The following is a 13,820-nucleotide window of genomic DNA, read 5'->3' on the forward strand; positions in this document are numbered from 1 at the left end:
CGTCTAGGTCACATTGTAAAAGTACCCGTTTTCAAAAATCATACACAATTTTACAAAGAGGAGGGTCGCCATGTGGATCATCATCGTAGGTTATGTCGTCGGCAGTATCCTGGGCGGGCGCTTGTACGGCATGTGGAGTGGTCAACATCTGGCTACGACCGGATCGGGGAACACCGGTGCCCGCAATGCGTTACGGATTGGCGGGAAGCGAGCCTTTTTGTTCGTTTACGGATTCGACGTCTTGAAGACGGTACTCGTGTTGTCAATCAGCGGTCCGTACTTTTTTGAGACCGGACTCGCCTTGACGCTCGGCCACATTTATCCGATTTGGCATATTCGTTCCGGGGGGAAGGGGTACGCCGTATTTTCTGGAATTATATTAGCGTACAGCCCGCTATGGTTTATCGTGGGACTTCTGCTGTTGTTGCTTCTCATCAAAGTGACGCGTAACTCGCGCGAGACGGGGCTCGTCATGCTCGTGCTCCTACCGCTCGCGGCCTGGGGGGACGCAACAGATGTCGGATTGGCCGGTTTGACGATGCTACTCATCGTGTATCACCACATAAGGGGGAAACAACGTGATTGAATTTCGAAGAGCAACGCCGGAGGATGCTTCGGCGATTCACCGACTGAACTATGAGACGTTCGTCGAGGAAATCCCGCAGCACCATCCAAACGCGGACCGATTTCTCGTCGACCGCTTTCATGACACGAATACATATTGGATTGGGTTGGCGGACGGGCAGCTCGTTGCCATGTGTGCCATCCGGGACGAGCACCCGTTTTCACTTGAACAAAAAGGTGTGACGCTGCCACCGGGAGAGTGGATTGAAGTCCGGCTATTGGCCGTGACGCCCGCCTATCGGAACACGAGGACGTTTGCCGGACTTATGCGAGCGATGCTCATGGAAGCGACAGACCGGGGTGTGGAAGGGATTGTCATCAGCGGAACCGTACGCGAACAGAAGCTATATCGACGGTTCGGGTTTATCCCGTTCGCAGAACCGGTCGGGACGGCGGAGGCATTATACATGCCGATGCAGTTGACGCGCTCTGGGTTCATGCAGTCAGAGACCGCGCGAACGTTGCGGCCAAAGCTACTCCTCGCCGGGCCCGTCGAACTGTCGAATCAAGTGCGCGCTGCGCTTGCCGCTCAGCCGATATCACATCGGTCGGCCGAGGCCAGCCGTTTGCTCCATTCGGTCCAGTCGAGGCTGAGCCGTCTCGTCAAGTTGCCCCATGTTTACACATTGCTCGGGAGCGGGACGATTGCGAACGATGCCGTCGCCGCCCAGTTAAGCGGACGTGGCGTGATCATCGACACAGGGGAGTTCGGACGGCGGCTGATTGACCATGCCAATCGGGCTGGTCTTGAATTTGATGTCGTCCCGCTTTCGACTGGGCGTTGTCTCGACTTAAAGCGAATCGGACAACATGCACCAGATTGGATTTGGACGGTCCATTGCGAGACGTCGACGGGGAAGCTGGTCGATTTGGACCAGTTGCGTCAGTATGCACAAACACATCCGATGAAGATTGCAATTGATGCCATCAGTGTGGTCGGGACGAAAGTGACCGACTATTCGTTCGCGCATCTGGTGACGTTCGTCTCGGGCAAAGCGCTCCGGAATGCTCCTGGATTGGCGTTTGTCGCCATGCGAGAACGAGCTGTCCCGAACCCGTCGATTCCTCGTTATTTGGACTTGGCAGGCTATGACCCAATCGCCTTCACGCAATCGGTCCCGCTCATTCAAGCGATGGACGTCGCCTTGCGCGAACTGACGGACGCGGAGATTGCGACCCATCAATCCAAACTTGATGCGTTCGTACATGAACTGGTGCGCCGCGGTGTATCGGTTGAACTCGGGGACGACCAAGCGCCGGGCATTTTTTCGCTCACGTTGCCAGACACACTGTCCTCGATTGAACTAGGGCATCAATTGGCGTTCCATGGCTATCAAGTGCAGTACGAGAGCGTTTATTTGCGGCACGCGAACTGTCTCCAAGTCGCGACGATGGGATGGACGACCGACCGGGATTTGCAGCAAGTCGCTGCCTATATCGGGACGTGGCTCCAGAAAAAAACCGCCACTCCAGGGAGTGACGGGTTCAGACGCGGAAATCTTGGCGGGCCAAATGACGAATCTTTCGACCGAGGCGTCTTGAGTTGAAATAAGCGATGACCGAGACGACACCACCTGACCAGAACAGCCACTCATCCGGTCGGAGATAGCCGAATAGCCCGACGACAAGGCCGAGAATAATCAAGCCAGCGTTGAACGTTTGACGATGGAGCAGTTCTTTCGACTCGAGCTCACGTTGGAACATCGCTTGTTCGGACAGGCGCTTCCGGGTCGGCTCTTTCAAATAGTTATCGAGGAGCGGCGGGACGTTCAGCAACTTCTTGCCGTAGTTGAGCGCCGTCATGACGTAACGGTTTTGAATTGTCGTGCCGTCGGCCTCGAGCCATTGAATGACAATCGGTTTACCGAGCGTAAACAAATCGATTTTTGAATCAAGGATTTGTAAAATCCCGAGCAAGGTCGAGGCGGCTCGACCGAAGAACGCGAACTCGGCTGGCAATTGAATCGGCTCGTTCTTGACGAGCAACTGGATGTCTTGCAACACTTTTTCAATCAATTTCGTGTCGACCGTGTCGATATCGGTCTCTAAATAGAACGTGACCGCTTTCTCGAGTGCCTGGCGGATATTGTGCTTGTTCGCCGTCGGCAACAAGAAGCGCAAGTCTTCGAGACCGTCGACGACCCCGTCATAGTCGAGCGAGATGAACGCCTGCAGGATTTTACGGATGGTCGCCATATCTTGTGGTGTCGTCGAGCCGACCATTCCGAAGTCGAGCAGGATGATCGTGCCATCGGCTCGGATCTGCACGTTACCCGGGTGTGGGTCGGCGTGGAATTTCCCGCCGAACAACAGTTGCTCGGCCGCCATCGTGAATAAGCGTTCGGCCAGGGCGGAGCGATCGATGTTATTCTCTTTCAAGAAGGCGAGGTCGGTGATGCGACGCGCATCGACCCAATCCATCGTCAACACCCGGTTCGAACAGAGATGATCATAATAGTCCGGTATGTAGACGTCCGGATTTTCGGCGTACTTCGCTTTGAAATAAAGGGCATTTTTTAATTCGGTTTGGAAATTTAATTCATCCCCGATGACAAAAATCATTTGGCGATATAAGCTATCTAAGTCGGTCGATTTTGCCAGCGAGGTCCGCTTGAGCATCGTCGTGACGATTCGCATCGCTTTAAAGTCGGTTCGAATGATTTTTTCGATGTCCGGACGCTGGATTTTCAGAGCGACACGCTTCCCTGTCTCAAGCAGGGTCGCGCCGTATACCTCCCCAATCGAAGCGGAGGCGACGGCATCGATGCCGACGTCTTTCACGACCTGTGTGTAAGGGACGCCCCATTCTGCTTCCAAGATGGCGCGGGATTTGTCCCAGCCTGAAGTCGGGACACGGTCGACGAGCTCCGACAATTCATTTAAAACGGATGGGGGCAACAAGTCGGCTCGAATCGATAAGAATTGGCCAAGCTTGATTAGCAGCCCCTCGAGTCGGAGCGCGTTTCGCTTATACTCGCGGGCGAGATTCAACATGAGTGTCTCGTATTCTTCGGTCGACGCGAGACCTTGCTGCTGTTTGCGTGAGAAGGCATAAATTTTAATGATGAATCGGGCGAACATTGTGACGATAATCCATATGCGGAACAAGGCGATTCGTTTCATAAAGTACCGACATCCTTTACAAGCAGTCGCTCGACTGGTCTGATTTTTTGTATCTTAACTTTACCACAGAATGCTTTCAAGAAAGGGCAAGGGATGTTTATGGAGTGGGAATTACTCAATGTCGTCGGGACGATCGCGTTCGCGGCGAGCGGCGCCATCATCGCGATGGACGAGAAATATGATATTTTTGGGGTATGGTTGCTCGCCTTTACGACAGCCTTCGGCGGCGGAGCGATCCGAAACGTCTTGCTCGGCAACCCCGTCAGCTTGATTTGGCAACAAAATGATCTCTTCATCCTTTGTTTTCTTGTCGCGTTGCTCATCTTCCTGCTGCCGAGCGTCGTCTTGCCCCATTGGGAACGCTGGGGCGTCATCGTCGATGCGATTGGGCTTGTCGCCTTTTCTTTTCAAGGCGCACAAGTCGCCATCAAGCTCGATTTACCATTATCGGCAGCGATTGCGGCTGCCGTCTTGACAGGTGTCGGTGGGGGTGTCGTCCGTGATTTGTTGGCCGGCCGTAAGCCGCTCGTCTTACAATCGGAAGTATATGCGATTTGGGCCATCATCATCGCGGTCGTCACGTATTATTTCCGGCTCGAAGGTGGGCTTGCGGTGTATGCGCTATTAATTGTCGTGGCGACGCTTCGAGTGATATCCTACTATCGAAAGTGGAATTTACCTGCACGCAAAGTGCGATAAGGGGGAAACTAGTATGAAAGTATTGCTGATCATCGGCGCTGCCTTGATGGCACTCGGCGTCGCGTTCGGTGCGTTCGGGGCCCACGCCTTGAAAGAACGTCTGACACCGAACATGCTCGCGAACTGGCAGACAGGCGTGCTCTACCATATGATTCATGCCATCGGGATTATCGCCTTGGCGAGCGTCTTGATGAAAGTCAGCATCAGCCAGTTCAGCACGGCAGGCTGGCTCATGTTCGCCGGAATCATCTTCTTCTCGGGGAGCCTTTACGTGATGGCGCTGACCGGAATCACGAAGCTCGGAGCGGTCACACCGATTGGCGGCGTCTTGTTTATCGCGGCCTGGGTGTTCGTCATCATTGGCGCGCTCAAACTGTAATCAAACGTTAACGCCTGATTAACAGTCATCATGTATCATTCGGAGTGTGAGACCCCTTGTCTCCACACCAACGAACAATTGGCCCGTTTAGCCTTTTTCGCCTGGAGCGAGAGACTAAACAGGCCCTTTTTACGTTTTTTGGAAATGGTTAGACTTAGAAAAATACCTGGATTATACTTTTTTAATATAAGGTCAATAATTTCCTATTTTCATCTATTATTACAACTATGTTTCGAGAAAAGAAAAGTGAAAAAATGTTGAAATATAAAGGGGTGGGGAGCCGTATAAGGTTTCCCACCCCTTCGTCGTAATAAAAGTGAAATATAACTTTAACAGGAAAACATTCGACACTTCGATATAATTAGTCGTGTTGAAACTAAAAAATTAATCGTTTTTGTTACATAGCAAAACGACTGACCTTTAAATAGTACGTGAACCCTAACCCCGTCAATAGAAAGGATGTCCCCATTGATCAATTGGAAACGCACCGTCTCGACACTCACGCTTAGCGCGCTTCTTCTTGGGACGCACTCGGTGGCTGATGCCTCGACGTCAATCAAGGAGAAACAAGAACAGCAGAAGAAAGTGCAAGAGCAACGGAATAACGTCAAACAGAACCAATCGAATACGTCTTCGAAAATTAAGCAAAATAAAAATGAAATCTCGAAAGTTCAAGCTGAAGTCAACAAGATGGATGCCCAGCTTCAAGACATCATCAATGATGTCGCAGCGAAACGCCAAGAAATCAAGCGTACTGAGTTGAAAATTGAAGACCTCGAAGCTGACATTAAAGGCTATGAGAAGAAGATGAAGGCTCAAGAAGCAATGATGAAAGAGCGTATGGCCACGATGCAAACGAATGGCGGCGGCTCAATCAATTGGGCTGAGTTCATCTTCGGTTCGAAAAACTTCTCGGACTTGATCACACGGATGATCACGGCCGGAACGATTCAACGAAGCGACCAAGAGTTGTTTGAAGACTATGAAGCGACGCGTCAATCGTTACAAGAAGCGCAAGCATCACTTAAAGAAGAACGCACATCGCTCTTGAAGCAACAAAAAGCGCTAGAAGTACGTCAAGCTCAACTCGAGAAGAAGATGAAACAGCGCGAAGCTCGCATCAAAGAGCTCGAGGACAAGAATATCAAATTCGAATCGCAAATCTTCGACCTTCAAGAAATCGAAGCGACGTTAATCGCGCAAGAAGAAGCGATTGCGGCTGAGATTGAAGCGCAACGTCGTGAGGAAGAAGAAGCGCGTCGTCGTGCTGAAGAGGCGGCTCGTCAAGAAGCAGCCCGTAAAGCTGAAGAAGCTCGCCAAGCAGAAGCGGCGCAAGCAGCAGCAGCAGCCCGTCAAGCAGAAGAAGCAAGAGCGGCAGCGGCTAAAGCCGAGGCAGAACGAGCAGCAGCTCAAAAACAGCAGAACAATAACAATAATACCCAGTCGTCTTCATCTTCAAACCAGACGACACAAAATAGCACACCGGCACCGAAACCAGCTACGCCAGCACCAAAGCCGGCGCCAGCACCAGCGCCTAAACCAGCTCCGACGGCACCGACCACATCGGCACCGGCACCATCGGGCGCAATGTTCATTCAACCGACAACGGGACGTTTCTCACAAGGATGGGGACCGGCAAGCGGTCAATTCGGCTACTCGTTCCATAACGGCGTCGATATCGCTGGACCTGTCGGAACACCAATCCGTGCCTCGGCAACGGGAACGGTCATCCGTGCAGGCTGGGGTGGCGCATATGGGAATCACGTCATGATCGCCCACGTCATCAACGGACAAGTCTGGACGACGGTCTATGCACACTTGAACTCGGTCTCAGTAAGCGCCGGTCAACGTGTGACGCAAGGGTCGAACATCGGTGGACTCGGCAACACGGGTAACTCTTCAGGCCCGCACCTTCACTTCGAGATTCACCAAGGAAGCTATTCATATTCAGGAACGAGCGCGGGAAGCACAGTCAACCCACGTCAGTTCTTCTGATATTCAACGAGGACCCGTCAATCGTGACAGGTCCTCGCTTTGTGTTCCAGCAAAACTAAAAACAAGCGCCTATCCGTTGCGGACAGGCGCTTGTTTCAGTTGGCTTGCTCGATGTCGTCTGATTGATCTTTTGCTTTGCGGAACCGCTCACGGACGAGATAGATGACGGTCAATCCGACCAACCATGGAATCCCGAACTTGAGCAGAATATTGAAGTCGGTGAACCATGTTGTGATCATGAGGCTGAGCAACAGTCCGGCACCGAGTAACGGCAAGAACGGGTAACCGATCATGCGGACCGGTAATTTGCGTCCTGTCCACTTCTTACGGAAGAACAAGTGGGAGACGAATACCATGAACCATGTGAAGATGGCTCCGAACATCGAGATGCCCATCAAGAATGGATACGATGTTTCCATGAACACTTGAAGCAACGCCGCGAGAATGATCCCGCCTGTTGAGACGAGCAAGGCGGGCATTGGAATCCCGCTAGCGCTGACTTTTTTAAAGATGCGCGGAGCATCACCGGCCTCGGCGAGGGAATACATCATTCGCGTTGAAGCGTAGAGCTGTGCATTCATCGCCGACAAGGCGGCGATCAAGATGACGAAGTTCAAAATTCCAGCGGCGCCAGGCACGTCGAATTGTTGCATGACGAGAACGAACGGGCTTTGATCGATGCCCGCTTGCTGCCATGGGATGAGCATGAGCATGATCCCAATCGTAATGAGATAAAAGAACGTCAGACGGAACACAGTCGCGCGCAACGCTTTCGGTACGGCGCGGTCCGGGTCTTTCGCTTCGCCGGCCGTGACGGCGACGAGCTCGGTCCCGAGGAAACTGAAGAGCGAGATGAAAATCGTCACCCACATCCCGTAAAACCCGAAGGCGAAGAAACCTTCATCGCCGGTCGTGATCGATTCGATTGGTGAACCGGGTTGACCGAACAGCGTGGCGGCACCGAGGACGATAAACAGAATGATGGCCGTCACTTTGATGAACGATAACCAGTATTCGGTCGTCCCGAACGTATGGACGTGCCGGGCGTTGACGTAGATGAGCAATCCGCCGAATACGGCGACCCAGACGAATCCGTTCACGTCGGGGAACCAGTACCGCATATAGATGGCGATTGCGCTCACTTCGACGCCGATGGCGAGGACGTTGGCGACCCAGTACGAGTAGCGGACCAAAAAGCCGGCGAGCGGATGGACATAGCGTTCGGCGATTGTGCCGAACGAGCCCGAGGTCGGATGGGCGACGGTCATCTCAGCGAGACAGCCCATCAATAACAGGACGATGAAGGCTCCGATGGCGTAACTGACGAGCACACTCGGTCCTGCCGTTTGGATAGCGAGCCCGCTTCCGAGGAAGAGGCCCGTCCCGATGGCGCTACCGAGCGAAATCATCGTCAACTGCCGCGTGGACAGTTCACGTTTTAATTTGCTAGTTTCCAAAGTCAATTCTCCTTTAGTTGAGTGAAGTGTTGTTGGGGACGACTATAGCAGACAAAAAAATCAAGTGTCAACTCGCGAAATCGCAAAAGACGGTATCGATTCGGCCGCACCTATAGAAGCAAAGTTTTTTTACATGCTTTTGTTTGACAGGAGGTTTCTCGACCTGTATAGTACGAGTTAACTTAATTGAAACGAATAAAGGCGTCGACGAAGAGAAGTAACGACGGTCCCCGTATGACAGAGAGCTGATGGTTGGTGTGAATCAGTATGCGGGACGTCGCGAATGGACTTCCGAGCTCTAAACCGAAACTTTTAGTAGGCTTTAGCGGGTCACCCACCGTTACCATGGGAAAGCGGATGTTTGTCCGTGAAGTGGGTTCTACGGAACCAACGAAGGTGGCACCACGGGGTTACTCGTCCTTCTCATAGCGCAAGCTATGAGTCGGGCGGGTAACCCTTTTTCGTTTCAACACATCATAAATCAGTGATTGAGAAGAGTAGCGTGAACAAGTCTCGTTCAGAGAGCCGGGGGTGGTGGGATCCCGGCCGAGGCCATCACGTGAATGGGCTCATGAGAGCATGGCTGAATCAAGTAGGTCATGACGGTTTCCTCCGTTATCGGGATACGATGTGATAGCATCGGAAAGTGGGATCAATCGATCCAACGAGAGGTGGCACCGCGGTCCATACCGTCCTCCATACGACAGACGTCGTATGGAGTTTTTTTATACCCAAAATGCTTGAGGAGGAACGGACATGTTAACACGACTATTGACGAACCCATTGACGACGAATGAAATGAAACTGGCAGCGGCCGAGCTGTTCCAAGCCGATGAAGCGCAAATCGCCGAGGTGTTACTCGCCATGAAAGCGCGCGGTGAGACGGCTGAGGAGATGGCCGGACTCGCTGACTATATTCGTGAGGCGGCAACGTTCCCCGAGACGACGCTCCCTGTGCTCGACGTCTGTGGCACAGGCGGTGACGGGGCGAACACGTTCAACATCAGCTCGACGGTCGCATTCGTCTTGGCGGGATTAGATATCCCGGTCGCCAAACATGGGAATCGCAGCGTGTCGAGCCGGTCAGGCAGTGCCGACGTCCTCGAGTCATTGAATATCCCGATCGTCCAAAGTCATGAGGCGATGCTCGCCGACCTTGAGCGGACGAACTTGAGTTTCTTGTTCGCCCAACATATCCATCCGGTCATGAAACATGTCATGCCGGTCCGGAAACGACTCGCAACGGCGACCATCTTCAATCAAATCGGCCCGTTGACGAACCCGCTCAAACCGAAGCGGCAATTGATCGGCGTGTACCATCCATCGCTCATCGAGAAAATGGCGACGGCGATGCGCCACCTCGGCGTCGAGCGCGGCATGGTCGTCCATGGGGCAGGCGGGCTGGATGAAGCGAGTCTCGCTGGCAGAAATGACGTCTTGTTCTTCAACGGCGACAAAGTGGCCCGTTACACCGTCGACCCGCGCGACGTCGGATTGATGCGCGCTCCGCTATCGGCCTTGCAAGGCGGGACACCAACTGAGAATGCGGCGACGCTCCTGGCCGTCTTGAACGGAGAGCAGGGACCGGCGCGAGACGTCGTCTTATTGAACGCCGCGCTCGCCCTCTGCACATATGGGACGGTCCAGACGCTTCGTGAAGGTGTCGCGGTGGCAACGGCAAGCATCGATGAAGGGCACGCCATCCGCGTGCTCAAACAATTACAACGAACGGAGGTTGGCGCATGAGCTACTTGACGAAAATCATCGGAACGAAAATTGAAGAGGTCAATCAAATGGAAGACATCGAGGTGACGCAGACGACAGCCATCTCATTACCGCTTTTAATGAAGGACGGTTTTCATGTCATCGCCGAGATTAAGCGGGCCTCCCCGTCAAAAGGTGTGATTCGCGAAGAAGTGGACGTCGTGAGCCGGGCCCGCACGTATGAACAGGCAGGGGCGACAATGATTTCCGTTTTGACGGATACGACCTATTTCAACGGTTCGTTCAACGACTTGCATGATGTCGCGGCCGCTGTCGAGATCCCAGTCCTCTGCAAAGACTTTATCATCGATGAACGACAGCTCGACCGGGCGAAGGAAGCTGGAGCGAGTGCGGCACTATTGATTGTTGCTGCGCTCCATCCGAGCCGGCTTCATACCTTAAAACAGTATGCGCGGTCCATCGGCCTCGACGTGCTTGTCGAAGTTCATGATGAGGCCGAGCTCCAGACGGCGCTCGAACTGGGCGATGTGTTGATTGGCATCAACAATCGAAACTTGAAGACGTTCGAGGTCTCGCTCGACACGTCGGTCGACTTGATGACGAAGTATCCAGATGTCGCGTTCGTCAGCGAGAGCGGCGTCAGCACAGGCGAGGCGGCCCGTCGGTTACAGACGGCCGGGGCCCGAGCGATTCTCGTCGGGGAGGCGCTCATGCGACAGGACGACCCGACAGCCTTGATTGAGGAGTTGACATCATGTTCGTTAAAATATGTGGATTGACGACGGAAGCGAGTGTCGCGACGGCGATCGAGGCCGGAGCGGACGCTATCGGATTCGTCTTTGCGAACAGTTCGCGCCAAATCGACATCGCGACGGCGCAACGGCTTCGGGGGTTCATCCCGGAAGATGTCCGAGTCGTCGGCGTATTTCTCGATCCAACAATCAAAGAGGTCGAAGCTGCCGTCGCTTGCGGGTTGACCGACATTCAATTGCATCGCCGGACGCGGCCGCTTGAAACGTTCCGTCAGTTCGGTCTCCCGATCATCGAAGCGGATTACCAGTCTGAGGCCGACGTCATTCTTCTCGACGCACCGACACCGGGCAGTGGGCAGACGCTCGATTGGGCGACGCTCGAACGGCCGGAGCAGACGTTTTGGCTCGCCGGTGGATTGAACGTCGACAATGTCGGTGCGGCGATTCGCGCCATGCGACCGGACGGCGTCGATGTCTCAAGTGGTGTGGAGACGAATGGACAGAAAGATCACGATAAGATTCGCGCGTTCATCCGACGCGCCAAGGAGGAAACACAATGTATACACAACCAGTGAACGGAAAGTTTGGACCATATGGCGGAAAATATATCCCTGAGACGCTCATGCAAGCAGTCGAAGAGCTCGAAGTGGCGTACGAGGAAGCGAAACAAGACCCTGAATTCCAGGAACGCTTCAACGATCTCCTCAGCGAATACGTCGGTCGAGAAACGCCACTCTATTATGCGGAGAACATGAGCCGCCGCCTCGGGACGAATGTCTATTTAAAACGAGAAGATTTGAACCATACCGGTGCCCACAAAATCAACAACACGATCGGCCAGGCGCTCCTCGCCAAACGAATGGGCAAACAAAAAGTCGTCGCCGAAACAGGCGCCGGACAGCACGGAGTCGCTACGGCGACGGTATGTGCGCTGCTCAATCTCGAATGTACGATTTTCATGGGTGAGGTCGACGTCGAACGTCAAGAATTGAACGTATTTCGAATGGAGTTACTCGGTGCGAAAGTCGTTCCCGTTAAGTCGGGGAGTCGAACGTTAAAAGATGCCGTCAACGAGGCGCTCCGTTACTGGGTCAAACATGTCGATGACACGCATTACGTGATGGGGTCGGTGCTCGGACCGCACCCGTTCCCGACGATGGTCCGCGATTTCCAAAGCGTTATCGGGACAGAGACACGTCGTCAAGTGCTCGAGAAGACAGGTCGTCTCCCTGACGCGGTCGTTGCCTGTGTCGGCGGCGGTAGCAATGCGATGGGCATGTTCTATCCGTTCTTGAATGACGAAACAGTCGCCTTATACGGTGTCGAGGCAGCAGGGAGCGGTGTCGACACGGACAAGCATGCGGCAACGCTCACGAAGGGCGAGGTCGGGGTGCTTCACGGGTCGCTCATGTACGTGCTCCAGGACGCAGCCGGGCAAATCCAGGAAGCCCACTCGATTTCGGCCGGACTCGATTATCCGGGTGTCGGACCAGAACACAGCTTCTTGAAAGATATCGAACGGGTCCGCTACGCGGCGGTCACGGACGAGGACGCACTCGCAGCCTGCATGTCGCTCAGCCGCCAAGAAGGGATTATTCCGGCACTTGAGTCATCGCATGCGCTCGCTTATGCGGAAACGCTCGCCCAAACGATGGACGAGGACGACGTGCTCGTCATCTGTCTATCTGGTCGCGGGGATAAGGATGTTCATACGATTCGAGAAAGGGTGACTCAATGATGAGATTAGATGAAGCGATTCGACAGCGGAGTGAAGGGACGGCGTTCGTCCCGTACATCATGGCCGGGGACGGCGGACTCGATCACTTGATTCCGACGATTGAACGGCTAGAAGCGATGGGAGCGACGGCCATCGAACTCGGAATTCCATTCTCGGATCCGGTGGCAGACGGTCCCATCATCGAGGCGGCTGGAATGCGCGCCCTCGAACAAGGTGTGACGTTGACGGACGTGTTGGACCATTTAATAGAAGGAACGGGTCGTTTTTCGGTGCCGATCGTCTTGATGACGTACTTGAATCCGGTGTTCCGGTTCGGGGTCGAGCGTTTCTTCGAGCGGGCGGCAGCGTCTGGGGTCAGCGGCGTCATCATTCCCGATTTGCCGTTTGAAGAGAGCCTCGATTTGTTCGCTGGCATCGATCGTCACGGAGTCGCGGTCGTACCGCTCGTCACGTTGACGAGCAGTCAGACCCGCATCGACACGATTCTGGATCAGGCGGAAGGATTCGTCTATGCGGTGACGCTCAAAGGGACGACTGGGAAGACGGACGTGTTCCCGGATGACTTACTCGAGCACTTGCGTTCGTTGACGGCACGTTCGCCCGTACCGGTGCTCGCCGGTTTTGGTGTCCATCGCACCGATCAGGTCCGGACGCTCGGATCAGCCTGTGACGGGGTCGTCGTCGGTAGTTTCATCGTCGAGGCGCTCCATGCGGGACGTGAACAGGACGTGGCCACGTTGATTGCATCGGCGCGGACGGTCAACGCAAAAAAATAAGGGTCGTGCCTCGGCACGATCCTTATTTATTCTTCGATTTCAATGGTGCGGGTGCTCGAGCCGTCATCGGCTTTCGGTACGGTCAAGTGGAGCACGCCGTCTGACAGTTTCGCTTTGATGGCATCTTCTTTCACGTTCGGTAGATAGAGTGAACGTTGCATCGATGTGACGCGGCGTTCCCGATAGACGTAGTCTTTGTCTTCTGCTTTCTCTTCACGTTGGTCGACCGAGAGGATGAGATAGTCTTTGTCGTAGCGGATGTGAATGTTATCTTTTTTGATGCCTGGCATCTCGGCCTCGATGACGTATTGGCCGTCCTGGTCCCGGACGTCGAGTTTGAACGAGTCGAGGAACGACGTCGCGCCGTCTTTCGGATCGAACAGTTGATTCATCCGATCAAAGACGTCGCCGAACAAATCTTTGCGCAATCGGTCGAGCTCGTTCTTCCGGAATGGCGTCAAATCGAACATACAAATTCCCCCTTCAAAAAACGGACAGAGTAGAAGTGTTGTCACTTTTACTCTCTCCATTTTTAGCTAAGGATAAACGTAA

13 protein-coding genes and 2 other annotated features are annotated in these 13,820 nt (G+C 53.9%); of the genes, 10 read left to right on the forward strand and 3 right to left on the reverse strand.

Going from position 1 to position 13,820, the window contains the following annotated elements:
* Positions 1–70: 70 nt before the first annotated feature.
* Entirely contained in the window at positions 71–586 is a 516-nt protein-coding gene (locus ACZ2GZ_RS01595; RefSeq protein ID WP_214716370.1) for a glycerol-3-phosphate acyltransferase, read from the forward strand.
* Positions 579–2,171, forward strand: coding sequence for a GNAT family N-acetyltransferase (locus ACZ2GZ_RS01600; protein WP_470295412.1), 1,593 nt, complete (start codon positions 579–581; stop codon positions 2,169–2,171). The genes ACZ2GZ_RS01595 and ACZ2GZ_RS01600 overlap by 8 nt, the downstream gene beginning before the upstream one ends.
* Here ACZ2GZ_RS01600 and ACZ2GZ_RS01605 read toward each other — a convergent pair.
* Positions 2,110–3,747, reverse strand: coding sequence for an ABC1 kinase family protein (locus ACZ2GZ_RS01605; protein ID WP_021065993.1), 1,638 nt, complete (start codon positions 3,745–3,747; stop codon positions 2,110–2,112). The genes ACZ2GZ_RS01600 and ACZ2GZ_RS01605 overlap by 62 nt on opposite strands.
* 93 nt (positions 3,748–3,840) lie before the next feature.
* Here ACZ2GZ_RS01605 and ACZ2GZ_RS01610 point away from each other — a divergent pair, with 93 nt between their 5' ends.
* The 3 genes from ACZ2GZ_RS01610 (at position 3,841) to ACZ2GZ_RS01620 (ending at position 6,820) form a co-directional block, all read left to right on the forward strand.
* A complete protein-coding gene (locus ACZ2GZ_RS01610) occupies positions 3,841–4,446 on the forward strand; it encodes a trimeric intracellular cation channel family protein (RefSeq protein WP_021065994.1) in 606 nt (201 codons plus the stop codon).
* Positions 4,447–4,459: 13 nt separating this feature from the next.
* Positions 4,460–4,825: a DUF423 domain-containing protein gene (locus tag ACZ2GZ_RS01615; RefSeq protein WP_021065995.1), complete on the forward strand. Its 366-nt coding sequence runs from the start codon at positions 4,460–4,462 to the stop codon at positions 4,823–4,825.
* Positions 4,826–5,284: 459 nt separating this feature from the next.
* A complete protein-coding gene (locus tag ACZ2GZ_RS01620; RefSeq protein WP_470295413.1) occupies positions 5,285–6,820 on the forward strand; it encodes a murein hydrolase activator EnvC family protein in 1,536 nt (511 codons plus the stop codon).
* Between the two features lie 95 nt (positions 6,821–6,915).
* Here ACZ2GZ_RS01620 and ACZ2GZ_RS01625 read toward each other — a convergent pair whose 3' ends face one another.
* Positions 6,916–8,283, reverse strand: coding sequence for an amino acid permease (locus ACZ2GZ_RS01625; RefSeq protein ID WP_412778522.1), 1,368 nt, complete (start codon positions 8,281–8,283; stop codon positions 6,916–6,918).
* A 189-nt stretch (positions 8,284–8,472) separates the two neighbouring features.
* Positions 8,473–8,702, forward strand: a binding site (T-box leader).
* A gap of 50 nt (positions 8,703–8,752) precedes the next feature.
* Positions 8,753–8,977 (forward strand) — a binding site (T-box leader).
* Positions 8,978–9,033: 56 nt separating this feature from the next.
* Here ACZ2GZ_RS01625 and trpD point away from each other — a divergent pair.
* From trpD to trpA, 5 genes are read left to right on the forward strand one after another with little or no spacing between them, the layout of a single operon-like run.
* Positions 9,034–10,023: an anthranilate phosphoribosyltransferase gene (gene trpD / locus ACZ2GZ_RS01630; protein ID WP_214835898.1), complete on the forward strand. Its 990-nt coding sequence runs from the start codon at positions 9,034–9,036 to the stop codon at positions 10,021–10,023.
* Positions 10,020–10,781: an indole-3-glycerol phosphate synthase TrpC gene (gene trpC, locus ACZ2GZ_RS01635; RefSeq protein WP_214716364.1), complete on the forward strand. Its 762-nt coding sequence runs from the start codon at positions 10,020–10,022 to the stop codon at positions 10,779–10,781. Before trpD ends, trpC begins: the two co-directional genes overlap by 4 nt.
* Entirely contained in the window at positions 10,757–11,329 is a 573-nt protein-coding gene (locus tag ACZ2GZ_RS01640; RefSeq protein WP_470295414.1) for a phosphoribosylanthranilate isomerase, read from the forward strand. The genes trpC and ACZ2GZ_RS01640 overlap by 25 nt, the downstream gene beginning before the upstream one ends.
* The gene (trpB, locus tag ACZ2GZ_RS01645) at positions 11,311–12,492 is read left to right on the forward strand and encodes a tryptophan synthase subunit beta (RefSeq protein ID WP_021066001.1); all 1,182 of its coding nucleotides are present in this window, start codon (positions 11,311–11,313) and stop codon (positions 12,490–12,492) included. The genes ACZ2GZ_RS01640 and trpB overlap by 19 nt, the downstream gene beginning before the upstream one ends.
* Complete coding sequence (gene trpA, locus ACZ2GZ_RS01650) at positions 12,492–13,268, forward strand: tryptophan synthase subunit alpha (protein WP_470295415.1); 777 nt, start codon at positions 12,492–12,494, stop codon at positions 13,266–13,268. Before trpB ends, trpA begins: the two co-directional genes overlap by 1 nt.
* Positions 13,269–13,294: 26 nt before the next feature.
* On the opposite strand, the gene ACZ2GZ_RS01655 is transcribed toward trpA, so the two are convergent.
* A complete protein-coding gene (locus ACZ2GZ_RS01655) occupies positions 13,295–13,738 on the reverse strand; it encodes an Hsp20/alpha crystallin family protein (protein ID WP_214719152.1) in 444 nt (147 codons plus the stop codon).
* Positions 13,739–13,820: the final 82 nt, after the last annotated feature.

It is taken from the genome of Exiguobacterium sp. KKT215, from assembly GCF_055635335.1.